Source organism: Nonomuraea fastidiosa (assembly GCF_042751225.1).
In the GTDB taxonomy this organism is placed as follows: domain Bacteria; phylum Actinomycetota; class Actinomycetes; order Streptosporangiales; family Streptosporangiaceae; genus Nonomuraea; species Nonomuraea fastidiosa.
Genome location: NZ_CP170570.1, coordinates 2610051 through 2635029 on the forward strand (window position 1 = coordinate 2610051; position 24979 = coordinate 2635029).

Below are 24979 nucleotides of genomic sequence, written 5' to 3' on the forward strand. Positions count from 1 at the left end.
AGCGAGGGTCTCATCACGGTTACGACCCGTTGACCGCCCGCCGCAGGCCATGGATCATCCCGGCATGTCCACCGGTTCGCACACCGTGGAAGCCGCCGTACGCGCGGAACGCACACGCATACTCTCCGAGCTGCTCGACGACCTGCCCCACCTCGCCGACATCGCCGTGGCGACGATGCGCGCGGAGATCCCCGCCTACGACGCCCAGGGCCCGGACTTTCACGCCGACGTTCGCGACCAGGTGGTCAGGCACTATCGCGCCAAGCTGGGCGTGCTGCTGGAGGACCGCACGGTCACGCTGGACGACATCTCCTTCACCAGGCGGGCGGCGATGCGCCGGGCCAGGGCGGGAGTGGCGCTGGCCGACTACATCAACGCGTTCAGGGTGGGCCAGCAGGTCTTCTGGGAAGCCGTGGTCGAGCGGGCGGGCACCGCGTTCGCCGGGCGGGAGGCGGCGCTGACGCTGGCGGGCCCCTTGATGCGCTACTGCGACTTCGCGAGCACGCACGCGGCCAACGCGTACATGGAGTTCCAGCAGTACGCGGCGGCCGAGGCGGTGCGCGAGAGCCGCGACCTGCTGGAGACGCTGCTCGCCGGCTCGGTGCCGACGCGCGGCAGGGAGCTGGCCGCCGCGCAGGCGCACGGCCTGGCCCCCGACGCGCGCACGCCGCTGCTCGTGGTGATCGCGGTGCTGGCCGGTCCCCCCTCCGTGACGAGCGGGCCCGACCAGGGGGCCGACGCCCGGCACGCCGCCTGCGCGGCGATCGCGCGTACCGGCGGCAACGGCACCCGCACGCTGTCGGTGGTGCGCCAGTCGGAGATCGTCGCGATCCCCGTGCTCGGCCCCGGAGCGGACGCCGAGGAGCTGTGCGACCGCCTGCAGAGCGTGCGCGACAGCCTGGCCGCCGAGGGCATCAGGCTGGCCATGGGCATCAGCACGGTCGTCACCGGCACCGAACGGATCCCGCAGGCGTACCAGGAGGCTCGGGCGGTGCTGGACTTCGTGGGTGAGGAGGGAGGGGTGGCGGCGCTGCCCAGGATCACCGCGTTCCAGTACCTCGCGCTGAAGGCCGACGACACCGCGCGCCACCTCGTGGACCGCCGCATCACCGCGCTGCTTGCGGAGGACCGGGCGCGCGGCGGCGTGCTCACGGCCACGATCAGGGCGTTCGCCGGGGCCGACCTCAACCTGCGGGCCGCCGCCGAACGGCTGCAGATCCACCCCAACACCGCCCAGTACCGGCTGCGCCGCATCCAGGAGCGCACCGGGCGGAGCCTGCGCTCGATCAACGATCTTTTGGAGCTGCTGGTCGCGATCGCGCTGCACGATGCGCTGCCCACCAATGCCGGGCGGGAAAGACTGGGCACCGTGACCAATGAGGGGCGTGGGAGAGCGGACGTACGGTCGATCCATGAACCTCGCTGACCGGCTCCACACCGCCGCCGACCGGCTCGGCGGGCGGGCGGTTCTCACGCTGGACGAGGCGGAGCTGACGTACGGGGCGCTGGAGGAGCTGAGCGCCCGCCTCGCGGGCCTGCTGCGGTGCCGCGGTATCGGCCCCGGCGACCGGGTCGCGATCATGCTGCCGAACGTGCCGGAGTTCGGCGTCGTCTACTACGGGGTGCTGCGGACCGGCGCGGTGGTGGTGCCGCTCGATCCGCTGCTGAAGCGGCGGGAGATCGCCGCGTACCTGGGGGACTGCGGGGCCCGGCTGCTCATCGCCTGGCACGCCTTCGCCGAGACGGCAGAGGCGGGCTCTGCGGGCACGAAGGCCGACTGCTTCTTCGTGGTGCCCGGCGAGTTCCGCAGGCTGCTGCGCCGCGTCACCCCCGAGCGCGAGATCACCCCCACGGGTGCGCACGACACGGCCGTCATCCACTACACCTCGGGCACGACCGGCCGGCCCAAGGGCATCGAGCTGACCCACGGCAACCTGGGCGGCAACGCCGCCACCGTGGCCCGCATGCACGCGCTCGGCGTGGACGACGTGGTGCTCGGCGCGCTGCCGCTCTACCACACCTTCGGCCAGACCTGCTCGCTCAACGCCACCGTGCACGCCGGCGCCCGGCTGACGCTGCTCCCCCGCTTCGACCCTGGCCGGGCCCTTGAGGTGATCAGGCGCGACGGGGTGACGGTGTTCCAGGGCGTGCCCACCATGTTCATCGCGCTGCTCGACCATCCCGGCGCCTCCGACATGTCCATGCTGCGGGTCTGCGCGTCCGGCGGCGCTGCGCTGCCGCTCGACGTGCTGCGCGCGTACGAGACCCGCTTCGGCTGCGAGATCATCGAGGGGTACGGGCTCAGCGAGACCTCCCCCGTCGCCGCGACCAACCGCGGCGGCCGGCACCGCAGGCCCGGCTCGATCGGCTGGCCCATCAGGGACGTCGAGATGAAGGTCGTCGACGAGGAGGGCCGCGAGGTGCCGCGCGGCGAGATCGGCGAGATCGTCGTACGCGGCCCCAACGTGATGAAGGGCTACTGGAACGACCCCGCCGCCACCGCCGAGGCCATCCGCGACGGCTGGTTCCACACCGGCGACCTCGGCAGGGTGGACGACGACGGCTACTTCTTCCTGGTGGACCGCCGCCGCGACGTGATCATCCGCGGCGGCTACACGGTCTACCCGCGCGAGATCGAGGAGGTGCTCTACGAGCACCCGGCCGTGCGCCAGGCCGCCGTGGTCGGGGTGCCGCACCCGGAGCTCGGCGAGGAGATCGCGGCCGTGGTGGCGCTGCGCGCCCCGGTGAGCGACCACGAGCTGCGCGACTTCGTCCGCGAGCGGGTGGCGGCCTACAAGTATCCGCGCCGCCTGACGTTCGTGGACGAGCTGCCGATGAGCCCCACCGGCAAGATACTCAAACGCGCCCTGGTCCCCTGAGCTCGTTGACGCAGCGCAGCACCGGGTACGACGTGAGCGCCGCCGCGTCCAGCTCGGCCTCCGTGGCCACGTGGAAGGTGACGCTCTCGCCCGGCAGCAGCGTGACGAGCTGCTCGTCCACGCTCGCCGCCGGGTCGAGCCGGTCGGGGAAGAGCGCCAGCTCGCGCACGACCGTGGCGGCCGTGACGGTGACCGCGTATCCGCCGGGCTCGCGGTCCACGGTGGCGGTGAACTCGGCCGGCGGGTAGCCCATGGCCGGGTCCTCGGCCGCGGGGAACAGCGCCCGGTGCCCGTCCAGCTCGGCGGTCAGCAGCGCGGCCGCCTGGTCCTGCGGCGGGGCGACGCGCAGGGTGGCGCGGGCCGGCACCGTGACCTGCTCGCTCTGCGCGGCCAGCGCCCGGCCCGAAAGGTCGCGCAGGGCCAGGGTGAGCGTGCCCTCCCAGGCGGCGTCGGTGTCGTTGACCAGCACCACCTCGTCGCCGAGCCGGGTGATCAGGCGGTCGGCGAAGGCGCGGCGCAGCGCGTACCACAGGGGTTTCCTGCGGCCCGCGCCGTCCACGGCCGCCCAGGAGGTCACCGGCCAGCAGTCGTTGAGCTGCCAGACGATCGTGCCCATGCAGTACGGCATCAGCGCGCGGAACCGCTCGACGCCGAACGCCATCGCGCGGGCCTGGTTGAGCTGCGTGTAGTAGTGCCAGTCGTCGAACGTCTCGGGGCGCGGCAGGTGCTCGCCCAGCCCGGCGATCAGCTTCTCCTGCCCGCCCGGGGCCTTCTGGTGCGAGGAGCCGGGGGTCAGCGGCTCGTCGGATGAGGCGGCGCGCAGCGTGGCGTACGTCGGCGGCCCCTGGTAGCCGAACTCGGCGACGAAGCGCGGCGTGTAGTCGGCGTAATGGACGTAGTCCTGGCCGCCGCCCCAGACCGTCCAGATGTGCACGGTGCCGGTGGAGGGGTCGCGTACGTCCCGGTCGGGACTGCCCGAATACGGGCTGCCCGGCCAGTACGGCCTGGTCGGGTCCAGCTCCGACACCACCGACGGCAGCACGTCGTAGTAGAACCCGGCGCCCCAGCTCTTGTCGCCGAGCCGGCCGCGCCAGTCCCAGTGCTGATGTCCCTCGATGTTCTCGTTGTTGCCGCACCACAGCACCAGGCTCGGATGCGCGGACAGCCTGGCGACGTTCTCGCGCGCCTCGGCCTCGACCTCGGAGCGGAACGGCTCCTCCTCCGGATAGGCCGAGCAGGCGAACGGGAAGTCCTGCCACACCAGCAGGCCGAGCCGGTCGGCCAGGCCGTAGAAGGCGTCGGACTCGTAGACGCCACCGCCCCACACCCGCAGCGTGTTGGCACCGGCGGCGACCGCCTGCGCGAAGCGCTCGGCCAGCCGCTCCGGGGTGACGCGGGCGGGGAAGCAGTCGTCGGGGATCCAGTTGAAGCCGCGGACGAACACCGGCCGGCCGTTCACGATCAGCCGGAACGCGTCGGTGTCCAGCTCGACCGTGCGAAAGCCGATCTCGCGCCGCCACTGGTCGGAGCCGGCGCGCACGGTCAGCGGGTAGAGCGGCTGCGCGCCGTGGCCATGCGGCCACCACCGCTCGGCGTGCGGCACGTCCAGGCGCAGCACGGCCTCGCTGCGGCCCTGCCCCAGCTTGGCCTCCACGCTCACGCCGGCCACCTCGGCGGTGACGGTGACGGGGGCCTCGCCGGTACGCTCGACGCGTACGTGGACGTCCACGCCGTCGCCGCGCACCAGCGGCCGCACCTCGGCCAGCCGGGCGCCCGACCAGGAGTGCAGCCCGATGGGCCGCCAGATGCCACTGGTCACCAGCGTGGGGCCCCAGTCCCAGCCGAAGTTGCAGGCCATCTTCCTGATGAACGCGTACGGCTCGTCGTAGGCGGCCGGCCGGTCACCGAGCCTTTCCCGCTGCTCCTCGGCGTAGGCGTAGGGGGCGCGGAAGCGCACTTCGAGCGTGTTGCGGCCCTCCTGAAGCAGGTCGCGGGCGGCGAAGCGGTAGGTGCGGTGCATGTTGGCGGTGCGGCCCAGCTCGTGGCCGTTGAGCAGCACGGTGGCCACGGTGTCGAGCCCTTCGCAGACGAGGTCGGTCCGCTCCGAGCCGTCGTCGTGCCAGTCGAAGGCGGTCTCGTAGATCCAGTCCGTACGCCCGATCCAGGTCAGCCGCCGCTCGTTGTCGTCGCGGTAGGGGTCGTCGATGAGGCCGGCGGCGAGCAGGTCGGTGTGGACGCTGCCCGGCACAGCGGCCGGAACGCCCGCCAGGTCACGCCTGTCGTCGCCGCCTGCGCGGAGGGTCCAGCCGTCGTGCAGCGCACGGAACACGTGTTTCTCCCATACCGCTCTCACTAAACCGAGTAAGCCCCCGCGACTCTACGTGGGAGCCATAGGGCCGTCAACGGCTGGCATAGCGAGATTAACCGGTTCCCTCAAGAGCGCACGGAAGGCGCTGTCCGTCGTAGGCGAGGCGCCCAGCGGGCGCAGGTCCGTCGGCGTCGCAGTGCGCGCTCACGCGCTCAGGCGGGCTGCTCGCCCGCCGTGCTCTCGCGGACGATCAGACCGGCTTCCGCTACCTGACCGCCGTCCACCTCACCGGCAACCAGTGCGCCGTACGCTACGGCATCAGCACGCTCCCCAGCCCGGCCCGCCAGATCACCGGGCCCGGCGGCAAGTGCCTGGACGCCGGCGCGCAGGGCACCGCCGACCACACCAAGGTGCAGCTCAGGGAGCGCGACGGCCTGTACCCGCAGAAGTGGTCATGACCCCGTGACCTCGCCGGGCCCTGTCCTGTGGGCGGGGCCCGTTCGGTCTGGGGTCACCTGAAGGGGCGGGCCATCTGGTCGAGGGTCTCGCTGACGACCTCGCGCAACGTACGGGCCTCGTCCTCTTCGGTCCACTGATGGGACGCCAGCCGCAACGCCACCAGGAACGCCGCCGCCAGCACCCGCGGCGGCACGTCGGCCTTCCTGTCGGCGACGGCCTCGACGAGATCCCGCTCGAGCCCCGCGTGGTTGGCGAGCTGCCGGGCCAGCAGCGACGGATGCCTCTTGGCGAGCCGGGTGCGCACCGCCCACTCGCGATGCGGCTCGCCCAGCTCGTCCTGCAGCTCGTCGACCGAGACGCGCAGCGCCTCCCAGGCGCTCAGCTCGGGCGGCTGCGCGCGCACCCGCTCGACCAGCGCTCTTATCCGCTGCTCCTCGCCGTAGAGCAGCGCGTCCTCCTTGCTGGAGAAGTAGTTGGAGAACGTGCGCCGCGAGATGTTGGCGGCGTCGGCGATGGACTCGACGGTGACCGCGTCGAGGCCGTGCTCGACCACCAGCCGCAGCGCCGCCTCGTGCACGGCCTGGCGAGTCTCGGCCTTCTTGCGTTCGCGCAGCCCGGGCGTGGCGTCCATAGTGTGGTCAGCCTACCGGGGGGCGTGCGAGCCCCGGCTGCGGACAGGGCTCGCACAAGATCATTCTGCCCCAAAAGGATCTTGGAACGCACACCGCCCCCTCCGGCGCGGACCCAGACCGAGGGGTGCGGGACGCACGACCCCGCCCCCGCGACCTCCAAGATCCGAGGCCCCGGGAGCGAAGAGCGGGCCCTCGGCGGCAAAAGCTGAGGAACAATCGGAAGGGTGCAGTTCCGCGTCCTTGGTCCGCTGGACGTGCGGACCGATGCCGGCGAGCCCGTCTCCGTCGGCGGTCCGCGCCCGCGCGCGCTGCTCGCCCTGCTGCTGCTCGACGCCGGACGACTGGTCAGCCTCGAACGTCTCATCGACGGCCAGTACGGCGAGCGGCCCCCGTCCGGCGCGGCCAACGCCGTACAGGCGCAGGTGTCCCGGCTGCGACGGCGCCTGCCGAGCGGGCTGATCGAGTCCCACGGGTCCGGTTACCGCCTCGCCGTCGACCGGGACGACGTGGACGTCCACCGCTTCGAGCGCCTCGCCCGCGACGGCCGCGCCCTGCTCACCGCCGGACGGCACGCCGCCGCCGCGACCGTGCTCCGCGAGGCGCTCGACCTGTGGCGCGGCCCGGCGTTCGCCGACGTCGCCGACGCGCCATTCGCCGCCCCGCAGGCGCTCCGGCTCGACGAGCTGCGCCTGGCCGCAACCGAGGACCTGTACGAGGCCGAACTGTCGCTCCCCGGCTCCGCCCCGCCCGTGGCCGGGCTGCGCGACCTGCTGTCCGCCCACCCGTTCCGCGAGCGCACGCGCGGCCTCCTCATGCGCGCCCTGCACGCGGCCGGCCGCCAGGCGGAGGCGCTGACCGTGTACGACGAGGGCCGCCGCCAGCTGGCCGACGAGCTGGGCGCCGACCCGTCTCCCGAGCTTGCCGCCCTCCACCTGGAGATCCTGCGCGGCCCTCAGGAACGCACCTCCTTGGCCCGCCCACCGGCCCAGCTCACCAGCTTCGTCGGACGCGAGGACGAGCTGGCCCACCTGGCCTCACTCCACGACGCCCGCCTGATCACCATCGTCGGCCCCGGCGGCACCGGCAAAACCCGCCTGGCCATCGAACACACCCTCCGCACCGCCACCGCCGCTCCGGCCGCCTTCACCGACCTGACCCTCGTGGACCCCGCCCCGCCCGCCGAAGCCCACCGTGCCACCGAGGCCGGTGGGGACGGGGCGGTGGCACGGGTGGTGTGGCAGGCGCTCGGGCTGCGAGAACCGGCGCTGCGCCCGTCGGGCCCCGGCGGGCCCGACCCCGTGCGGCGGCTCGTCTCCGCGCTGGCCGAGCAGGAACTCCTGCTCATCCTGGACAACTGCGAACACGTCATCGACGAGGCCGCCGCCCTCGTACGCCGCCTGCTGTCCGCCTGCCCCGGCCTGCGGATCCTCGCCACCAGCCGGGAACCCCTCGGGCTCACCGGCGAGCACCTCGTCCCGCTCACCCCGCTCCCCGTGCCGCCACCCGGCGAAGAACCGCCGCAGGACCCGCTGGCCTACCCGGCCGTCCGCCTGTTCGCCGAGCGAGCGGCGGCAGTACGGCCCGGCTTCGCCCGTACCGCGAAAGGCCGCACCCTCGCCGCCATCTCGCGGATCTGCGCCGACCTCGACGGGTTGCCGCTGGCGATCGAGCTGGCGGCGGCGCGGGTGCGAACGTTCGGGGTGGCGGAGATCGCGGAGAGGCTGGCCGAGCACGGCCGGTTCAGCCTGCTGTCGCGCGGCGACCGTACGGCGGCGGCCCGGCACCGGACGTTGCGCGCGGTCGTGGAGTGGAGCTGGAGCCTGCTCGACCCCGGCGAGCAGGCCCTGGCCCGCCGCCTGGCCGTCTTCACCGGCGGCGCGACGCTGGAGGCCATCGAGCGCGTCTGCACGCCTGACCGGCCGGAGGAAGGGGCGGAGGTGCTGGCCGGGCTGGTGGACAAGTCGCTGGTGGAGACCGACGGCGAGCGGTACCAGATGCTCGACACCATCCGCCTGTTCTGCCTCGAACGCCTGGCGGCGGCCGGAGAGGAGGAGACGGCACGGCGGGCGCACGCGGCCTGGTTCCTGGAGTTCGCCGGGCAAGCGGACGACCACCTCTACCGGGAAGAGCAGCTCGACTGGCTGGCCCGGCTGTCGGCCGACGACGCCAACCTGCGGGCGGCCCTGCGGTGGAGCGCCGAGCACGACCCGGCGACGGGGCTGCGGCTGACGGCGGCGCTGGCCATGTACTGGTGGCTGAGCGGGCGGCGGGGCCAGGCCGCACCGCACGCCGCCCGCCTGCTCGACCGCGTCGGCACCGAGCCGCCTGCCGGGCTGGCGGAGGAGTACGTGATGACCGTGCTGCACGCCGTACCCGAGTCCGGTTCGCCGCACTGGCGGCGGGCCGGGGAGATCGTCGCGTCGCTGGGACGGCCGATGCGCCACCGGTTCGGTGTGGCGCTGTGGAGCATGATCGCGGGGCCGCCCGGCGAGGCCGAGGATGAGCGCGTACGACGCGAGACGCTCAGCCAGGACCCGTGGAGCCGGGCGCTCGGCGACCTCGGCACCGCCCTGCTGAAGGTGCTCGATGGCGCGCCCGCCGAGGCGGAGCCCGAGCTGGAACACGTCCGCGCCGCCTTCGCCCGGCTGGGCGAGCGCTGGGGCACGGCGCAGGCGCTCGACTGGCTCGCCGTGATCGCGGGCTGGCGCGGCGACTGGGCGCGGGCCCGGCGGCTGTGGCGGGAGGCGCTCGGGCTGCTGGAGGAGCTGGGCGCCCTCGACGAGCTGGCCGACGTGCTGATCCGGCGGGCCGCCGCCCTGTGGCGGGCCGGTGACGTCGCCGCCGCCCGCGCCGACTGCGCGCGGGTCGCCGAGCTGGAGCATCGGCTCGGACGGCCCGAGCTGACCGCCGCGCTGCGGCTCCAGCTCGGGGAGATCGCCCGGCACGCAGGTGACCTTGACGAGGCGGAGCGGCTGCTGTCGGCGGCGCTGGCCGGGTCGGAGAGCGGGGCGTTCACCTCGGCGGGTACGCGCTCGCACGCGCTCACGGCGCTGGGCCGGCTGGCCGAAGCGCGCGGCGACACCGAACGAGCGGCCGGCCTGCACGCCCAGGCCCTGGCCACCGCACTCACCTCCCCCATGGCCGCCGACCTCGCCGACGCCACCGAGGGCCTGGCCGGCGTCACGGCCGCCGGTTCGCCGGATCGCGGCCCGGCGGAGAGGGCGGCGTGGTTGCTCGGGGTGGCGGTGGCGTTGCGGGGGATGGCGGTGGCCGGTGATCGGGACGTGGCGCGTACCGCAGCGAGAGCCACCACGATCCTAGGCCCCGAGGAATTCGCCGCCGCGTACGCCAGAGGCGCCGCCATGACCAAGGGCGACGCCAGAGGCGCCGCCATGACCAAGGGCGACGCCAGAGGCGCCGCCATGACCACGGACGACGCCCTGTCCGCGCTCAAGCGCGGGCGCTGACAGCCCAGGGAGCGGCTGTCAGCCGATCGTCGCCCGGCTGTCAGCGAGGCTTACGAAGCTGGCGGGCATGAAGAACACCACCGTCCTCATCTCCGGCGCGAGCATCGCCGGACCCGCACTCGCACACTGGCTCATCCGGTACGGCTTCGCCGTCACCGTCGTCGAACGCGCCCCGTCGCTCCGCCTGGGCGGCCAGGCCGTCGACTTCAAGGGCGAGACCCACCGTACGGTGCTGAGCCGCATGGGCATCCTGGACGACGTGCGCCGCCACCAGACCGGCGGCAGCGACCAGGAGATCGTGGACGCGGCGGGCCGCACGCTGGCGGTCATCCCCGGCGAGTTCAGCGGCGGCGACATCGAGATCACCCGTGGTGACCTGTCCCGCCTGCTGTACGAGCGCACCGCCCCCGCCTGCGAGTACGTCTTCGGCGACTCGATCACCTCGCTCACCGAGACCAAGGACGGCGTGCACGTCACCTTCGAACGCTCGGCGCCCCGCACCTTCGACCTGGTGGTGGGCGCGGACGGCATCCACTCGAACGTGCGCAGGCTGGTGTTCGGGCCGGAGGAGCGGTTCGTCCGCTTCCTCGGCCATTACTACGCGCTAGTGGAGACCGGCCTGGACTTCGGCGAGCCGGGCAAGATGTACAACGAGCCTGGCCGCATGGTGGCGGTGGGCGGGACGAAGGCGCCGGCGTTCTTCGTGTTCGCGTCGGAGCCGCTGCAGTACGACCGCTACGACGTGGAGCAGCAGAAGAAGCTGCTGGATCGTGCGTACGCCGGGATGGGCTGGCGCGTCCCCGAGATCATGGAAGCGGTACGCGGCGCGCGCGAGGTCTACTTCGACTCGATCAGCCAGGTCAGGATCGACCGGTACAGCCAGGGCCGGGTGGTGCTGCTGGGCGACGCGGCCTACGGCAACACCCTGGGCGGCTTCGGCACCGGGCTGGCCGTGGTGGGCGCGTACGTGCTGGCGGGCGAGCTGGCTGCGGCGGGCGGCGATCACCGGGTGGCCTTCGCGGAGTACGAGCGCCGGTTCCGCCCCTACGCCAAGATCGCGAAGAGCGGCAACGCCGGGCCGTTCCTCGCACCCGGCAGCCGGGCCAAGATGCTCATGCGCAACTGGACGTTCAAGTACGGCTTCCTGCTCGGCCTGATGCTGAAGGTGACCGACAAGTTCGCCACCGACATCAAGCTCAAGACGTACCCGCCGACCGCCGCGTGAGGACCCTTCGGGAGAGAAAGCGCGAAGGCGGGTGAGGGCGAGCCCTCGGGCGGTAACGCCAGAAGGCCGGTGCGGGGCCCTCGGGGGAAGAGCCCCGTGAGGCGGGCGCAGGGGCGTCAGGCGGGGACGCGGCCCACCGCGCCGTCGATGCGGAGCCGGGGTGGCGCGTCGAGCAGCGGGATGCGGGTGTCGTCGGGGCCGATGTGCCAGTCCTGCACGGGCACGAGCCCAGGCCCGATGAGCTCGAATCCCTCGAACAGCGCCAGCACCTCCTCGCGGGTGCGGAACCTGGACTGCACGGGCGAGCCCGCCGCACCGGCCTGGAGCTGGGCGATGGCCTCGGGGTCGCTCTCGGCCATGGCGTGGGAGATCACCAGGTGGCTGCCCGGCGCCATGCGCTTCTTGAACGCGGCCACGATGCCGGCCGGATCCTCCTCGTCCATGATGAAGTGCAGCACGCCGACCATGAGCACGCACACCGGCTGGTCGAAGTCGATGAGGCCGGTGACGTGGGGGTCGGCGAGGATGTCGCCGGGACGGCGCAGGTCGGCCTGGATGCCGGCGACGCCGGGCGAGTCGGCGAGCAGCACCTGCGCGTGCAGGCGTACGACGGGGTCGTAGTCGACGTAGATCACCCGGCAGGCCGGGTGCACCGAGCGTACGGTCTCGTGGATGCTGGGCGAGGTCGGGATGCCGGTGCCGAGGTCGATGTACTGGCGGATGCCCTGCTCGGCGAGATGCCTGACCACTTCGACCTGGAACTGCCTGTTGGCCCTGGCGACCAGGCGGCTGTCGGGCGCGACCTTGAGGAGGCGTTCGGCCATCTGGCGGTCCACCGCCAGGTTGTCCTTGCCACCGAGCAGGTAGTCGTAGACCCGCGCGGAGCTGGGGACGTTGGGGTCGACGCCGGGTGGTACCCGCTCAAGCTCGGTCACAGGGCCGTCTCCTTCGCCACGGGCAGCTTGGCCGTCATATTACTCGGCGGTCGGCTTCCATACCCGGCGTGTGCCTGCCTCAGGCATGAAGGTACTGTCCTCGGCGTACGGAATTACCGCCTCATGACCGATGCGCTGAGGGCATGAGCCTGTGCATCCTGGTGGGGACGGGTCCGGCGCGAGGGCTCGTTCCGGACCTGAGAGGAGTCGCGAGGGCATGGACAACGCGACAGGCCGCCCGACCGTGATCTTGGACAACGGCGTCGTCGGCAGGGTGGTGCTGGCGCATCCGTCCCAGCGCGACCTCGTGCTCGTGCTCGCCATGGACGGCACCTTGCTGAGCTGCCGGCTCGACGACATCGCCTGCGTGCTGGGCGGCGACCCGCTGTGCCGCGACGGCTGATCACCCCACGGGTTACCATCGGGCTGGGGACGGCCGACCACCCCGCGGATGGCGGCACCGGACCGCGGACGACCGACCACCCGCAGGTGACGCCGCCCGGCCCGGTCAGCCCTTCAGGAAGCGTTCGATCCCGTCCGCCATCGCGGCGGCCATGCGCTGGCGGAACGCGGGGTCGGACATCTTGGCCGCGTCGCCCTTGTTGCGCATGTTGCCGCACTCGATGAACACCGCGGGCCGCGTCGACAGGTTGAGCCCGCCGAGGTCGGTGCGGGTCTGCAGGCCGTTGCGCGCGGTGTAGTTCGCGTACGGCATGCCGGTGCCCTCGCGGTAGGCGTCGCGGACGTCGCGGCCGAGCCGACGGGACGGCTTGATGACGGCCTCGTTGTGCCCCTTGATCAGCCCCGGCATGATCACGTGGAAGCCGTGGCCGCTCGGCGCGGCGCCGTCGCCGTGGATGGACAGCACCGCGTCGGCCTCGGCCTTGTTGCCGATGGCGGCCCGCTCGGTGATGCAGGGGCCGACGCCCTTGTCGTTGGGCCGGGTGAGCACGACCTTGGCGCCCTTGCTCTCCAGGATGGGCCGGAGCCGGGTGGCCACGTCCCAGGTGAAGGCGTGCTCCTGGTAGCCGGCGGCGGTCTGGGTGCCGGTGGTGTTGCACGGCTTGCGTCCGGTGATGATGTCGACCGGCCGGTTGATCTCCTCAGGGTGCGAGGCGTTGCCGCCGTTGTGGCCGGGGTCGATCACCACGACCTTGCCCGCCAGCGGGCCCGAGCCGGGTGTTCCGGTCGCGGTGGGCGAACCGGCGACGGGGGTCTCGCGTACGGCGGGCGCCGCCTCGTCACCCCCGCATCCGGCGACCAGGCCGACCGGCGCCACCAGCGTGATCAGCGTGATCAGCAGGGCCGTACGGGTACGCATGCCGAGGGCCGTACCCGGGCTGTTCATCGCTCACCGCCCGGCAGCGAGGGCTCGTCGTGCTTGCGGATGACGTACGGCGGCAGCGCGAGCGCGTGCAGGCCGGTCGTCCGCAGCACCTCGATCGAGTGCTCCGGCGTCTCGGCCAGCGGCTCTCCCGGGCCGTGCAGCGAGGTGTTGATGAGCACCGGTACGCCGGTGAGCGCGTTCCACTCAGTCAGCAGCGCGTGCAGGAAGGGCGTGCTCGACCGTTCCACCGTCTGCGGGCGCGCGGTGCCGTCCACGTGGGTGATGCCGGGCAGCCGGTCGCGGTAGCCGGGACGTACGGGGACGACGAACTGGCCGAACGGCGACGGGCGGTCCACCTCGAAGACGCGCCCGGCGTGCTCGGCCGGCACCAGCGAGGCCAGCGGGCGGAACCACTCGCGGCCCTTGACCTCGAAGTTGATGTAGTCCTGCATGACCGGGTTGCGCGGGTCGGCGAGAACGCTGCGGTTGCCGAGCGCTCTCGGGCCGGACTCACTGCGTCCCTGGTGCAGGCCCACCACCCGGCCGCTCGCGAGCAGCCCGGCCACCTCGGCGGCCAGGTCGGCGGGGCGCTCGGCGTACAGGCCGGCGGGCAGGCCACGTACGGCCGCCTCGATCGCGTTGTCGTCCTGGTCGGGGCCGAGGAAGTCGTCGCCCCAGCGGAACCCGCTCTCGACCTCCAGGTGCTCGATCAGTCCGTACAGGGCGCAGCCGACCGCGGTGCCGCCGGTGTGCGGGCTCGGCGGGATGAACACCTCGCGGAACGGCGATTCGCGGACGATCCTGGCGTTGGCCGCGCAGTTGAGCGCCGCGCCGCCCGCGTAGGCCAGGGCGTCCAGACCGGTCCTGTCGTGCAGCCAGGCGGCGAGGCGGATCAGCGCCCGTTCGAAGGCGCGCTGACCGGCGGCGGCCAGGTTCGCGGCGCGGCGGAACTCCTCGCCGCCCGGCTCGTAGACGTAGTCGTCGCGGCGGGCGAAGAGCTCGCACCAGGCGGGCGGGATGTGCACCTCGTGGCCGCGTACGTCGAGGTCGGGCAGGCCGAGCGCGTCGGGGTCGCCGAACGCGGCCAGCGCCGCCACCTTGCCCTCGTCGCTCTCATCGCCCTGGCTCTCCGGCCAGATCATCGCGGTCAGCAGCGCGTAGAAGCTCCCGAGCCCGGCCGGCCGCTCCCAGTCGCCGTCCCAGAGCTGCTTGGCCAGGCACTCCACGCGTCCGCGCGTGCACCGGTAGAAGGAGGCGACCTCCATCAGGTCGCCGCCGGTGCCGGGCGGCAGCTCGACCTGCTCGGTGAAGTCCCTCACGTGGCTGCCCCGCGTACCGATCACCAGCCCGGCCGCCTCCTCGAACGGCGACGGGTGGAACGCGCTGTAGATGTGCGAGAGGTGGTGCGAGACCAGCACGACCTGCGCGCCGTCCTTGAGCCCGAGCGTCTCGCGCACCTCCTGCTGGTACGCGACCGCGTGCTCGATCTCGGTGTCCGACGAGTAGCCCTCGACCACGAGGTCCACCGGCTCCTTGAGCAGGGGCATGGCGGGCAGGTAGCGGTCGGACAGGTCGCCGAGCCGGCCCCAGTGGTGCTTCCTGCGGCTGATCCGTTCCTTTTGCAGGCTGTACATGCCCGACTCGCCGAGGGCGACGGCGATGGAACCATCCTGGGTGCGATTTATCCCGACAACAATGGGGAAGTCCGCCATCTCGCTGCCTCCTGATCGTGATCTCGGGCACCGATACCCCAGGCCAGAACAAGTGGATCTCCCAACCGCGTAAGGGGCACGTCAGCTCTTAGCGGCCGAAGCCCTAACGGCTGAGACCGGGCCGGTCACGGGCGGTGAAGCCGCGGACGTGCAGGAAGCAGGCCGGGCGGCCGGCTGTTCAACCTCCGGCCCGCCATCCGCACCGCCACCGCCGCCGACGCGGCCAAGGCCGCCGAGCTCATCGCCACCGCGTCCGCCGGGCTGCGCTCCGTGACCTACCTGGTGCCCGAACGCGGGCAGCGGCACCGGGTGCTGACCGGCGGCTTCCTGACCAGCGTCGAGCAGGGCATCGAGCAGGGCGAGGTGCCCATGATCGGCTCAGGCGCGCACTGGCCGGTGGCCCGGCACGCACTGATCCATACCACCTCAGCATCGCTCTCTCCGCGCGGTTCACAGACCGGCGGCCATGGCTCATCGTGTGGGTGATCGCCCACGCCACCGGCCAGCACCCCCGGCCGGTCGTGGCCGCCCCCCAACACCTGCCGGAGGGAGTCCTCATGGTCCGACGGATGCTCGTCGCGTTAGGCGCGGCCTTACTCGTGCTCAGCCTCGCGCCGCCCGCCCAGGCCGCCCAGGGAGAGGTGTACGTCGCGCTCGGCGACTCGGCCGCCGCAGGCCCGCTCATCCCGAACCAGATCGGCCCTCACTACGGCTGCTGGCGCTCCGACCGCAACTACGCCCACCTGACCGCCCAGGCCATCGGCGCGCGCGAGCTGCGCGACGCCACCTGCTCGGGCGCCAAGACCGACGACCTGTACGAGTCCCAGAACACCGACCTCGGCGACGTGCCGCCCCAGTTCGACGCGCTCGGCCAGGACACGACGCTGGTCACGCTGCAGATCGGCGCCAACGACCTCGGCCTGACCGACTTCATCGAGGACTGCCTCAACCTGCTGCCCCCGCCCGTCGGCGACGCCTGCAACGACGACTACGTGGTGAACGGCCAGGACAAGTGGCGTGTGGAGACCGACGCGTTACGCCCGCGGCTGCTCAGCGTCATCTCCGACATCCGCGCCCGCGCTCCGCAGGCGCGGATCTTCGTGGTCGGGTACGCCACGTACGCGCCGCCGGACGGCTGCTACCCGCGCGTCCCGATCATCCGCGCCGACGCCAACTACATCAGGGCCACGCTGATGTACTTCAACCGGATGCTCGCCGAGCAGGCCGCCGCGGCCGGTGCCGGCTTCATCGACCTGCAGACCCCGAGCGCCGACCACTCCCCGTGCGCCTCGTCGAGCCAGCGGTGGATCGAGCCGTACGTGCCCGCCTCCCCCGCCGCGCCCTTCCACCCGAACGCGCGCGGCATGCAGAACTTCGCCACCATCGTCACCGGCGCCGTCAGCTCCGACCTGTGACCGCCCGCCGCCGGTCCCGTCACCGTCAGGGGCGGGGCCGGCGACGCAGACCGGCGCCAGGACCGGCGCGGGATCCGGCGACACGGACCGGCGCGATAGCGACGCCGGATCCGGCGACACGGACCGGCGCGATAGCGACGCGGGAGCCGATGAGCCGGGACGCGTGCGATGAAAGTTTCAGCGTCTTGCCACGGGCGCACCGTGGGCCCGGCCGTGGCGCGCCGCCCGGCCGGGCACGGGGCCGTTGACGGCGCATCAGGGGTTGAGGAGGATCGGGGCGTTCCGTTGGGAGCGCTCCCAAAACGAGCAGAAGGACCTCCATGACCCGATGCCGAGCAGCCTTACTGGCCCTCCTCACCACTCTCGCGTTATCCGCCGTCCCCACCACCGCCCACGCGGCCGACGAGGGACCCGAGCAGATCGTGAACGGCACCTTCGACGACGGCACCGCTCCCTGGTGGGGCACCGAGAACGTCACGCTCGCCGTGGACGACGGCCGGCTGTGCGCCGACATCCCCGGCGGCACCGCGAACCCCTGGGACGTCATCATCGGCCAGAACGACATCCCGCTCGTGGCCGGCGAGACGTACGCCTTCCGCTTCTTCGGCTCCGGCACCCCCGCCAAGGTCGGCAAGGCGCTCATCCAGCTCCCGGTGGACCCGTGGACGCAGTATTTCGCGGCCAACCCCGAGCTGAGCGTCTCGGGCAATGAATACTCCTACACGTTCACCGCCCCCGTGTCGCTGCCGGACGCCCAGGTCGTCTTCCAGCTGGGCGGCAGCGCCGACCCCTGGAGGTTCTGCATGGACGACGTGTCGCTGCGCGGCGGCGCGGAGCCCGAGGAGTACGTGCCGGACACCGGCCCCCGGGTCCGCGTCAACATGGTCGGCTACCTGCCCGGCGGCCCGAAGAAGGCGACGCTGGTGACGTCCGAGACGCAGCCCCTGGAGTGGGAGCTGAAGAACGACGACGGCAAGACCGTGGCCCGCGGCAGGACCGTCCCCAGGGGTGTGGACGCAAGCTCGGGCCAGAACGTGCACACCCTCGACTTCGGCGCCTACCGCAAGGAGGGCACCGGCTACACGTTGAGCGCGGACGGCGAGACCAGCCGCCCGTTCGACATCAAGGAGGACCTGTACGACGAGCTGCCGATGGACGCGCTGAAGTTCTACTATCCGCAGCGCAGCGGCATCGAGATCCTCGACAGCCTCAGGCCCGGCTACGGCCGCCCGGCCGGTCACGTGGGCGTCGCCCCGAACCAGGGTGACGTGGAGGTGCCGTGCCAGCCCGGCGTCTGCGACTACACGCTGAACGTCAAGGGCGGCTGGTACGACGCCGGCGACCACGGCAAGTACGTCGTCAACGGCGGCATCTCGGTGCACCAGCTCATGTCCGCGTACGAGCGGAACAAGGCCGCCTTCGGCGACGGCCAGCTCGAGATCCCGGAGAGCGGCAACGGCCGCCCGGACATCCTCGACGAGGCCCGCTGGGAGCTTGAGTTCCTGCTGAGCATGCAGGTGCCGGACGGCAAGCCGTTCGAGGGCATGGCGCACCACAAGATCCACGACCGGGAGTGGACGGGCCTGCCGCTGCTGCCGCACCTCGACCCGCAGCCGCGCGAGCTGCACCCGCCGTCCACCGCGGCCACGCTGAACCTGGCCGCGACGGCGGCGCAGGCGGCCCGGCTCTTCGCGCCGTACGACGCGGAGTTCGCCGGGAAGAGCCTGGCGGCGGCGCGCAAGGCGTGGGCGGCGGCCAAGACGAACCCGGACAAGTACGCCGACCCGAACGACGGCGTCGGCGGTGGCGCGTACAACGACTCCGATGTGACCGACGAGTTCTACTGGGCGGCGGCGGAGCTGTTCATCACGACCGGTGAGAAGGAGTTCAGGGACTTCGTGCTGGCGTCGCCGCACCACACGGGCGACATCTGGCGCGACCGGGGCTTCGACTGGGGCAACACCGCCCAGCTCGGCCGCCTGGAGCTGGCGACCGTGCCGAACGCGCTGCCGGACCGCGAGCGGGTGCGCCAGTCGGTGGTCGAAGGCGCGGAGAAGTACCTGGCGATCCAGCGGGCGCACCCGTACGGCATCCCGTACGACGTGCCCGACTACGACTGGGGCTCCAACAACCTGATCCTGAACAACCTGGTCGTGCTGGCCACCGCGTACGACCTGACGGGCGAGGAGAAGTACCGGGCCGCGGTGCGCGAGGGCATGGACTACATCCTCGGCCGCAACGCGCTCAACCAGTCGTACGTGACCGGCTACGGCGAGGTGGCCTCGAAGAACCAGCACAGCCGCTGGTACGCCCGCCAGCTCAACCCCGACCTGCCCAACCCGCCGCGCGGCACGCTCGCGGGCGGTCCCAACTCCTCCATCCAGGACCCGATCGCGCAGCGCCTGCTGAAGGGCTGCAAGCCGCAGTTCTGCTACATCGACGACATCGAGTCGTGGTCGACCAACGAGCTGACCATCAACTGGAACTCGCCGCTCGCCTGGGTCTCGGCGTTCCTGGCCGACAGGGGCGAGCGGTCGGACTGCCGGGTGCGCTACTCGGCGCACGGCGCGTGGCCCGGCGGGTTCACCACCCAGGTCGTGGTCGAGAATCGCGGGAAGAAGGCGGTGGACGGCTGGGAGCTGCGCTGGTCGTTCCTGGCCGGGCAGCGGGTCGGGCACGCCTGGGGCGCGGCGATCTCGCAGTCCGGCTCGGTGGTGACGGCCAAGAGCACGGACTGGAACGGCCGGATCAAGCCGGGCGACGTGGTGACGTTCGGCTTCAACGGCACCAACCCGTCGGGGCCGAACCCGGCGCCCGAGGTCTTCCACCTGAACGGCGCCCGCTGCCGATGAGACCGAAACTCGCTGCCGAATCGCCCGGATTCTGGTAGTTACGTCCTGGTACGGCAGGAAGACCACTACGCTGCCGGACGGAGCCGTAACCGGCCGCCCCCGCGACCGGACCGGCTTCGTCGTCCCGCCCTTCCACCTGCGCCCGCGCAGGGTGCGGAGGCGCCGCGCCCGCCGTGAAGCGGGCGACGGCGTCGCGGAGGAGAGGGGAACGGGCCCTGGCGGCGCCGGAACGTCTCGACCCCGGTCGCCGGGACGGGTGCGCTGACACCCGACCGGCTGTCCGGGAGGCGAGGCCCCGGTGCACGGCCATCGCCAGGGCCCGCTTTCACTCGGCCCGCCCGCATCAGCCGGCTCACGCCCGCACCCCGACCGGCCGCATCACCTCCCCGCCCGGCCGTCAGCCGGCTCACGCCCGCACACCCTCCCACCCCGACCGGCCGCAAGCCCACCCAGGACCGCCGCATCACCTCCCCGCCCGGCCGTCAGCCGGCTCACGCCCGCACACCCTCCCACCCCGACCGGCCGTGAGCCGACCCAGGCCCGTCGCATGTCCCCCCGGTCGGCCGTGAGCCGTTTGAGGGCGGGATACGTGGAAGAGGGCATGACGTTGTGGCGAATCGCGCTCCTGCCCCTGCTCCTCCTGCTCCCCAGCACGTCCATGCCGCCCGCCCAGGCGACGGCGGCGGACCGGGCGACGGGCAAGCGGGTGCTGGTGGAGCTGCGCAAGGAGGGGGGTTTCGCGGGCCTGCTCGACCGCGTGACCGTGCACGCCGACGGATGCGCGCGCTTCGACCGGCGCAGAGGGCGGGCGATGGGCGCGTGCCTGACCGCCGGGGAGCTGCGCAGGCTGCGAACCCACCTGCGCGCGCTGCGGCTGGGCGCGCCGGAGCCGCCGCCGCAGGGGGCCGACTTCATCAAGTACACGCTGGCCTACGACGGGCGGCGGGTCAGCCGCTACTCGCTTCCGCCGACCTGGAAGCCGGTCGTGACCGACCTGGAGCGGGCGCTGGAGAAGTACTGGAAGCCCAGGTGAGCGGGTCTGAGCCGCCCGGTCGCGGGCAGGAGGACGGCGTGCTGAGTATCGGGGCGCCGCTCTCGCTGTCCGGCCGGTTCGCCCGGTTCGGTGAGCAGGCCGCGCGCGGGCTCGCCGCCTGGCGCTCGCTCGCGGACGGCGCCGAGCTGCTGGTCGAGGACGACCGCAGCGACCCGGACACGCTGGAGCGGGTGCTGCGCGACCTGGCGGGCCGGTGCGACCTGCTGCTCGGGCCGTACTCGGTGGGCCTGGTACGCCGGGCCGGGCAGGTGGCCGTGGACGAGGGGCTGCTGCTGTGGAACCACGGCGGCTCTGGCGGCCCGGCCTTCCCCGGGCACGTGGTCCCGGTGCTCACCCCCGCGTACCGGTACGCCGAACCGTTCGTCCGGCACCTGGTGCGCAGCGGCGACTTCCGGCCGCTGTGGATCGTCCAGGGCAAGGGCCGCTTCGCCCGCGAGGTGGCGCTCGGCGCGCAGCTTCAGGCGCGGGTGGCGGGGCTGGCGGTGACCGCGCGGCAGCCGCGCGAGCCGTCGTGGCACCTGTTCAGCGCGGGCTCGTTCGAGGAGGACGTCGCCGCGGTGACGCGGATCGAGGTGCCCGGCGCGGTGTGCGCGGTGGCGGCAGGTGTGCGGGCGTTCGGCGGCGCCGTACCGGATCCGCGCGGCGTCTACGGCGTCGGCCAGTGGTTCCCGGGCAGCGGGCCGAGCCGGCGATCGGGTGCGCCGAGCGGGAGTTCATCGCCGCGTACGGCGCGCCGCCCGACTACCCCGCCGTCCAGGCCGCGGCCGCCGCGATCATCGCCGTGCACTGCGCGGGCCTCGCGGGCGGCACCGCGCGCGAGGACCTCTGGCAGGCCGCCGCCGGGCTGCGCACCACCACCCTGTACGGCGCGTTCGCCCTCGACCCTGGCACCGGCGTGCAGACCGGCCACCGTACGGTGCTCACCCGCTGGGAGCCGGACGGCCCGGTGCGCTTCGGGCGCGGGTGAAGCTCTCAGAACGCGAGTAATGCCCCCTGAGAACGCGAGTGATGCCCCCTCAGCGCGCGAGTGCAGCCCCCTCAGCGCGCGAGTGCAGTACCTCAGAACCCAAGTGAAGCCCCACAACGCGGGTGAAGCCCCTAGCACCGGTAAAGAGCCTCATCACCTCGTAAAGCTCTCCATCAAGTGATTGACCGGGAGGCCGGGGCACAATTAGCGTCGCCCTATGACTCCCGCTGAGAGCACCCAGGCCGACCTCATACTCAAGGTCGCGACCCAGCTCTTCGCGGCGCTCGGCTACGACGGCACCTCCACCCGCCAGATCGCCGAGGCCGCCGGGCTGAACATCGCCACCGTCAACTACCACGTGGGCGGCAAGCGGGAGCTGTATCTCGCGGTCATGGAGCGAGCCCACCAGGCGGAGAAGGCGGCGCTGGAACGCGCGCTCGAACGCCTGCCGGGCGGCGACCCGGTGGCCGCGCTGCACCGGCTCGCCGACGACTACCTCGACTTCTGCGTCGACCACCCCGAGGTGCCGGCCCTGTGGATGCACCGCTGGCTCTCCGACGCGGGCGACATCACCCAGCTCGAACGCCAATACGTCAAGCCGCTCATGGAAGCGGTGAGCGCGGCGCTGCGGCCCGCCGTCGAGTCGGGGCTGATCTCCCATGAGGCCGACGTGGAGTACACCGTCTGGACCGTCATCTGGGCCGTGCACGGCTTCGCCAAGGGCGGCGTGCTCGACGCGGAGGGCCGCCGCAGGGCGGCGGGTGACCGGGCGGCGCTGCGCCGCTTCCGCACCCACCTGCACCACGTCGTGCACCGCACGCTCGGCCTGCCCGGCGACCCCCGGTGACCGCCCGCGGTGCCGTCGCGCTCGGGCGCGGCCGGTTGCTCGGCTACGGCATCGGCTCGGTCGGCACCGGCGTGTTCTCCGCCGTCCCCGGGCTGCTGCTGCTCTACTACCTGACCGACATGCTGGGCGTGCCCGCGGCGGTGGCCGGGGCCGTGCTGGTCGCGCCCAAGATCTGGGACGTGCTGCTGAACCCGCTGGTCGGCGCCGCGAGCGACCGCGAGGCCGTGCGGACCGGCCGCAGGACGCGGCTGCTGATGGCCGGTGCGGTGGCGCTGCCGGTGGCGTTCGCGCTGATGTTCAGCGTGCCGGGCGACGTGCCGGGGGCGGTCTGGTCGGGGGCGGCGTTCCTGCTCGCGGCCACCGCGTTCGCCTGCTTCCAGGTCCCGTACGTCGCCCTGCCCGCCGAGATGTCGCCCGACCAGGGCGAGCGGACCAGGATCATGTCCTGGCGGGTGGTCTGCCTGACGGTCGGCATCCTGGTCGCGGGCGGCCTGGCCCCTGCCCTGGTGGACGTGGCGGGCGGCGGCAGGCCCGGCTACGCGGTGATGGGCGTGACGATCGGCGCGATCATGGGCGCGGCGCTGGTCGCCGCGACGCTGGCCACCCGGTGGGTGCCGTCGCTGCCGGGGCAGCGCCAGCTCGGCCCCATGGCGGCCTTCCGGCTGGCCAGGGGCAACCGGCCGTTCTTCGTGCTGCTGGCCGCGTTCGTGACGCAGGCGCTGGCGGTGGCGGTGATGCTGGCGGGCGCGCCGTACGTGGCGGCGTACCGGCTGGGCGACGACGGGCTGACCTCGGTGATGTTCGTCTGCCTCGTCGGGCCGAGCATGCTCGCCGTGCCCATCTGGGCCAGGCTGGCGCGCGCCCACGGGCCGGTGCGCTGCTACTTCGCCGCGTCCGCCGGCTTCTGCGCGATCGCGGTGGCGTTGATCTGGGCCATCGCGGCGGGCGGCCTGGTCCCCACGCTGGCGCTGACCGCGCTGGCCGGCGTCTGCTACGCGGCGCTGCAACTGCTGCCGCTGTCGCTGCTGCCGGACACCGTGCACGCCGACGCGGCGCGTACCGGGCAGACGCAGGCGGGGGCGTTCACCGGGCTGTGGACGGCCGGCGAGACGGCGGGCCTGGCGCTCGGCCCCGGCCTGTACGCGCTGGTCCTCGCCGCCTCCGGGTTCGTCTCCGCCGCGACGGAGTCGCCGGTCGCGCAACCGGCGGGCGCGCTGACCGGGCTGCTGCTCGGGTTCACCGCGCTGCCCGCCCTGCTCATGCTGATCAGCCTGCCGTTCATCCTCCGGTACGGCAGGCTCGCCCTCACGAGAAAGGAGGCCGCGTGAACCTGCCCCCGGCCGGACGATCGACCGAGGACCTGCTGGCGGAGATCGCCCGGCTCAAGGAGCACGACCTGCCGGTACGCGGCGGCCAGGTGACCGCCTACGTCTACGACACCGGGCGGGCCGCCGTGCACGACGCCGCCACCCGGGCCTACCTGGAGATGCTGGAGGTCAACTGCCTCGACCCGACCGCGTTCCCCAGCGTGGTCGCGATGGAGCGGCAGGTCGTCGGCGCGGTCAGCGACCTGCTCGGCGGTGGTCACGGGATCTTCACCAGCGGCGGCACCGAGTCGATCATGCTGGCCGTCAAAGCCGCCCGCGACTTCGCCGCCGCAAAAGACCGCGCCACCGCAGACAGCGCCACCGCAGACGGGGCAACCGCAGACGGGGCAACCGCAGACGGGGCAACCGCAGACAGCGCCACCGCAGACGGGGCCGCGCGGCGCCTCGCCCCGGGCGAGCGGCCGAACCTGGTGCTGCCGGTCACCGCGCACCCCGCCTTCCACAAGGCCGCCCACTACCTGGGCGTCGAGGTGAAGCCGGTGCCGGTGGACCTGGAGACGTACAAGGTGCGGCCCGGCGATGTGGCGGCCGCGATCGACGAGCGCACGATCCTGGTCGTCGTCTCCGCGCCGTCCTACCCGCAGGGCGTGATCGACCCGGTCGAGGAGGTCGCGGCGCTGGCCGCGCGTGCGGGGATCCCGTGCCACGTGGACGCGTGCGTGGGCGGATGGCTGCTGCCCTGGTTACGCGAGGCGGGCGCGCCGGTGCCGCCGTTCGACCTGTCGGTGCCGGGCGTCACGTCGCTCTCCTGCGACCTGCACAAGTTCGGCTACGCCCCCAAGGGCGCGTCGGTGCTGCTGTTCGCCGATCCGGCGATGCGCCGCAAGGCGTACTTCGCGTCGGCGGACTGGCCCGGGTACACGATCATCAACGCGACCGTGCAGAGCTCGCGCTCGGCCGGGCCGCTCGGCGGCGCGTGGGCCACGCTGCAGGCGCTGGGCCGCGAGGGCTACCTGGAGCTGGGCCGGGCCACGTGGGAGGCGACCCGCAGGCTGCGCGACGGCCTGTCCGGGATCCCCGGGCTGCGGGTGCTGGGCGAGCCGGAGTCGTCGCTGGTGGCCTTCACCGGCGCGGACGTGGACGTGTTCGTGCTGGCCGACGAGGCGCGGGCGCGCGGCTGGTTCCTGCAGCCGCAGCTTTCGTACGCGGGCATCCCCGCGAACCTGCACGTCACGGTCACCGGCGTCACGCTGGCCGGGGTGGACGCCATGCTGAAGGTGATCGCCGAGTCGGCGCACGCCGCCCGCGAGCGCGGCCCTGCGGTACTGCCGGAGGGGCTGGTCGAGCTGGTCGCCGGGCTCGATCTGGAGGCGATCGACGACGCGACGTTCGCCGAGCTGAGCGCCTCTGTCGGCGTGGACCTGCGGCCGGGCTCGGGACAGCCGGAGATGGCCATGGTGAACGCCGTGCTCGACGCGCTGCCCCCGGCGTCGAGGGAGGCGGTGCTGGTGCGCTTCCTGTCGGTCATCTACGGCGACTGACGCAAGGCCCGCCCCCGTGCGAGGCGCTCGC

At 72.9% G+C, this 24979-nt stretch carries 19 protein-coding genes; 13 read left to right on the forward strand and 6 right to left on the reverse strand.

The features are described 5' to 3' along the window. Positions 1-64 precede the first annotated feature (64 nt). Together ACFMQL_RS11820 and ACFMQL_RS11825 are read left to right on the forward strand one after the other, a co-directional pair. The gene (locus ACFMQL_RS11820; protein ID WP_378785661.1) at positions 65-1426 is read left to right on the forward strand and encodes a PucR family transcriptional regulator; all 1362 of its coding nucleotides are present in this window, start codon (positions 65-67) and stop codon (positions 1424-1426) included. Beyond that, on the forward strand, positions 1413-2879 hold the full coding sequence (locus ACFMQL_RS11825) for a long-chain fatty acid--CoA ligase (protein ID WP_364063713.1): 1467 nt from the start codon (positions 1413-1415) through the stop codon (positions 2877-2879). Before ACFMQL_RS11820 ends, ACFMQL_RS11825 begins: the two co-directional genes overlap by 14 nt. On the opposite strand, the gene ACFMQL_RS11830 is transcribed toward ACFMQL_RS11825, so the two are convergent. Together ACFMQL_RS11830 and ACFMQL_RS11835 are read right to left on the reverse strand one after the other, a co-directional pair. Beyond that, positions 2857-5208 carry a glycoside hydrolase family 2 protein gene (locus tag ACFMQL_RS11830; protein ID WP_378785663.1) on the reverse strand — a complete coding sequence of 784 codons (2352 nt, stop codon included), beginning with the start codon at positions 5206-5208 and terminating at the stop codon, positions 2857-2859. The two genes, ACFMQL_RS11825 and ACFMQL_RS11830, sit on opposite strands and share 23 nt — an antisense overlap. A gap of 490 nt (positions 5209-5698) precedes the next feature. Then, on the reverse strand, positions 5699-6277 hold the full coding sequence (locus tag ACFMQL_RS11835; protein WP_378785664.1) for a TetR/AcrR family transcriptional regulator: 579 nt from the start codon (positions 6275-6277) through the stop codon (positions 5699-5701). A 225-nt stretch (positions 6278-6502) separates the two neighbouring features. Here ACFMQL_RS11835 and ACFMQL_RS11840 point away from each other — a divergent pair, with 225 nt between their 5' ends. Both ACFMQL_RS11840 and ACFMQL_RS11845 read left to right on the forward strand, forming a co-directional pair. Further along, the gene (locus tag ACFMQL_RS11840; protein ID WP_378785665.1) at positions 6503-9745 is read left to right on the forward strand and encodes a BTAD domain-containing putative transcriptional regulator; all 3243 of its coding nucleotides are present in this window, start codon (positions 6503-6505) and stop codon (positions 9743-9745) included. A gap of 67 nt (positions 9746-9812) precedes the next feature. Then, a complete protein-coding gene (locus tag ACFMQL_RS11845) occupies positions 9813-10970 on the forward strand; it encodes an FAD-dependent monooxygenase (RefSeq protein ID WP_364063725.1) in 1158 nt (385 codons plus the stop codon). Between the two features lie 116 nt (positions 10971-11086). Here ACFMQL_RS11845 and ACFMQL_RS11850 read toward each other — a convergent pair whose 3' ends face one another. Next, positions 11087-11905: an SAM-dependent methyltransferase gene (locus ACFMQL_RS11850; RefSeq protein ID WP_364063728.1), complete on the reverse strand. Its 819-nt coding sequence runs from the start codon at positions 11903-11905 to the stop codon at positions 11087-11089. Between the two features lie 217 nt (positions 11906-12122). Here ACFMQL_RS11850 and ACFMQL_RS11855 point away from each other — a divergent pair, with 217 nt between their 5' ends. After that, positions 12123-12308 carry a hypothetical protein gene (locus tag ACFMQL_RS11855; RefSeq protein WP_364063731.1) on the forward strand — a complete coding sequence of 62 codons (186 nt, stop codon included), beginning with the start codon at positions 12123-12125 and terminating at the stop codon, positions 12306-12308. Positions 12309-12413: 105 nt separating this feature from the next. On the opposite strand, the gene ACFMQL_RS11860 is transcribed toward ACFMQL_RS11855, so the two are convergent. Both ACFMQL_RS11860 and ACFMQL_RS11865 read right to left on the reverse strand, forming a co-directional pair. Further along, positions 12414-13226 carry an N-acetylmuramoyl-L-alanine amidase gene (locus tag ACFMQL_RS11860; protein ID WP_364063734.1) on the reverse strand — a complete coding sequence of 271 codons (813 nt, stop codon included), beginning with the start codon at positions 13224-13226 and terminating at the stop codon, positions 12414-12416. A gap of 23 nt (positions 13227-13249) precedes the next feature. Then, positions 13250-14944, reverse strand: coding sequence for a carbamoyltransferase C-terminal domain-containing protein (locus ACFMQL_RS11865; protein WP_364063737.1), 1695 nt, complete (start codon positions 14942-14944; stop codon positions 13250-13252). Between the two features lie 270 nt (positions 14945-15214). Here ACFMQL_RS11865 and ACFMQL_RS11870 point away from each other — a divergent pair, with 270 nt between their 5' ends. The 4 genes from ACFMQL_RS11870 (at position 15215) to ACFMQL_RS11885 (ending at position 20244) form a co-directional block, all read left to right on the forward strand. Next, complete coding sequence (locus tag ACFMQL_RS11870; RefSeq protein ID WP_364063739.1) at positions 15215-15430, forward strand: hypothetical protein; 216 nt, start codon at positions 15215-15217, stop codon at positions 15428-15430. 83 nt (positions 15431-15513) lie between these two features. Then, positions 15514-16359: an SGNH/GDSL hydrolase family protein gene (locus ACFMQL_RS11875; protein WP_364063742.1), complete on the forward strand. Its 846-nt coding sequence runs from the start codon at positions 15514-15516 to the stop codon at positions 16357-16359. Positions 16360-16679: 320 nt separating this feature from the next. Further along, a complete protein-coding gene (locus ACFMQL_RS11880) occupies positions 16680-19211 on the forward strand; it encodes a glycoside hydrolase family 9 protein (RefSeq protein ID WP_378785667.1) in 2532 nt (843 codons plus the stop codon). A gap of 601 nt (positions 19212-19812) precedes the next feature. Then, positions 19813-20244, forward strand: a complete 432-nt coding sequence (locus ACFMQL_RS11885) for a hypothetical protein (RefSeq protein WP_364063746.1) — start codon at positions 19813-19815, stop codon at positions 20242-20244. Here ACFMQL_RS11885 and ACFMQL_RS11890 read toward each other — a convergent pair. Continuing rightward, positions 20166-20783 carry a hypothetical protein gene (locus ACFMQL_RS11890; RefSeq protein WP_378785669.1) on the reverse strand — a complete coding sequence of 206 codons (618 nt, stop codon included), beginning with the start codon at positions 20781-20783 and terminating at the stop codon, positions 20166-20168. The genes ACFMQL_RS11885 and ACFMQL_RS11890 overlap by 79 nt on opposite strands. A 143-nt stretch (positions 20784-20926) precedes the next feature. Between ACFMQL_RS11890 and ACFMQL_RS11895 the strand changes: the two genes are divergently transcribed. The 4 genes from ACFMQL_RS11895 to ACFMQL_RS11910 all read left to right on the forward strand — a co-directional run bounded on the left by ACFMQL_RS11895 (position 20927) and on the right by ACFMQL_RS11910 (position 24948). Beyond that, complete coding sequence (locus tag ACFMQL_RS11895; RefSeq protein ID WP_378785671.1) at positions 20927-21232, forward strand: hypothetical protein; 306 nt, start codon at positions 20927-20929, stop codon at positions 21230-21232. Between the two features lie 217 nt (positions 21233-21449). Further along, entirely contained in the window at positions 21450-22079 is a 630-nt protein-coding gene (locus ACFMQL_RS11900; protein ID WP_378785672.1) for a TetR/AcrR family transcriptional regulator, read from the forward strand. Further along, on the forward strand, positions 22076-23407 hold the full coding sequence (locus tag ACFMQL_RS11905) for an MFS transporter (protein ID WP_378785674.1): 1332 nt from the start codon (positions 22076-22078) through the stop codon (positions 23405-23407). Before ACFMQL_RS11900 ends, ACFMQL_RS11905 begins: the two co-directional genes overlap by 4 nt. After that, positions 23404-24948, forward strand: coding sequence for a pyridoxal phosphate-dependent decarboxylase family protein (locus ACFMQL_RS11910; RefSeq protein ID WP_378785675.1), 1545 nt, complete (start codon positions 23404-23406; stop codon positions 24946-24948). The genes ACFMQL_RS11905 and ACFMQL_RS11910 overlap by 4 nt, the downstream gene beginning before the upstream one ends. Positions 24949-24979: the final 31 nt, after the last annotated feature.

Bases quoted from the DNA above. Each gene is read 5' to 3' on its own strand.
- ACFMQL_RS11820 (WP_378785661.1), top strand. From the start codon at position 65: ATGTCCACCGGTTCGCACACCGTGGAAGCCGCCGTACGCGCGGAACGC.
- ACFMQL_RS11885 (WP_364063746.1), top strand. From the start codon at position 19,813: ATGACGTTGTGGCGAATCGCGCTCCTGCCCCTGCTCCTCCTGCTCCCC.
- ACFMQL_RS11875 (WP_364063742.1), top strand. From the start codon at position 15,514: ATGCTCGTCGCGTTAGGCGCGGCCTTACTCGTGCTCAGCCTCGCGCCG.
- ACFMQL_RS11880 (WP_378785667.1), top strand. From the start codon at position 16,680: ATGACCCGATGCCGAGCAGCCTTACTGGCCCTCCTCACCACTCTCGCG.
- ACFMQL_RS11825 (WP_364063713.1), top strand. From the start codon at position 1,413: ATGAACCTCGCTGACCGGCTCCACACCGCCGCCGACCGGCTCGGCGGG.
- ACFMQL_RS11855 (WP_364063731.1), top strand. From the start codon at position 12,123: ATGGACAACGCGACAGGCCGCCCGACCGTGATCTTGGACAACGGCGTC.
- ACFMQL_RS11865 (WP_364063737.1), bottom strand. From the start codon at position 14,944: ATGGCGGACTTCCCCATTGTTGTCGGGATAAATCGCACCCAGGATGGT.
- ACFMQL_RS11860 (WP_364063734.1), bottom strand. From the start codon at position 13,226: ATGCGTACCCGTACGGCCCTGCTGATCACGCTGATCACGCTGGTGGCG.
- ACFMQL_RS11835 (WP_378785664.1), bottom strand. From the start codon at position 6,277: ATGGACGCCACGCCCGGGCTGCGCGAACGCAAGAAGGCCGAGACTCGC.
- ACFMQL_RS11845 (WP_364063725.1), top strand. From the start codon at position 9,813: ATGAAGAACACCACCGTCCTCATCTCCGGCGCGAGCATCGCCGGACCC.
- ACFMQL_RS11900 (WP_378785672.1), top strand. From the start codon at position 21,450: ATGACTCCCGCTGAGAGCACCCAGGCCGACCTCATACTCAAGGTCGCG.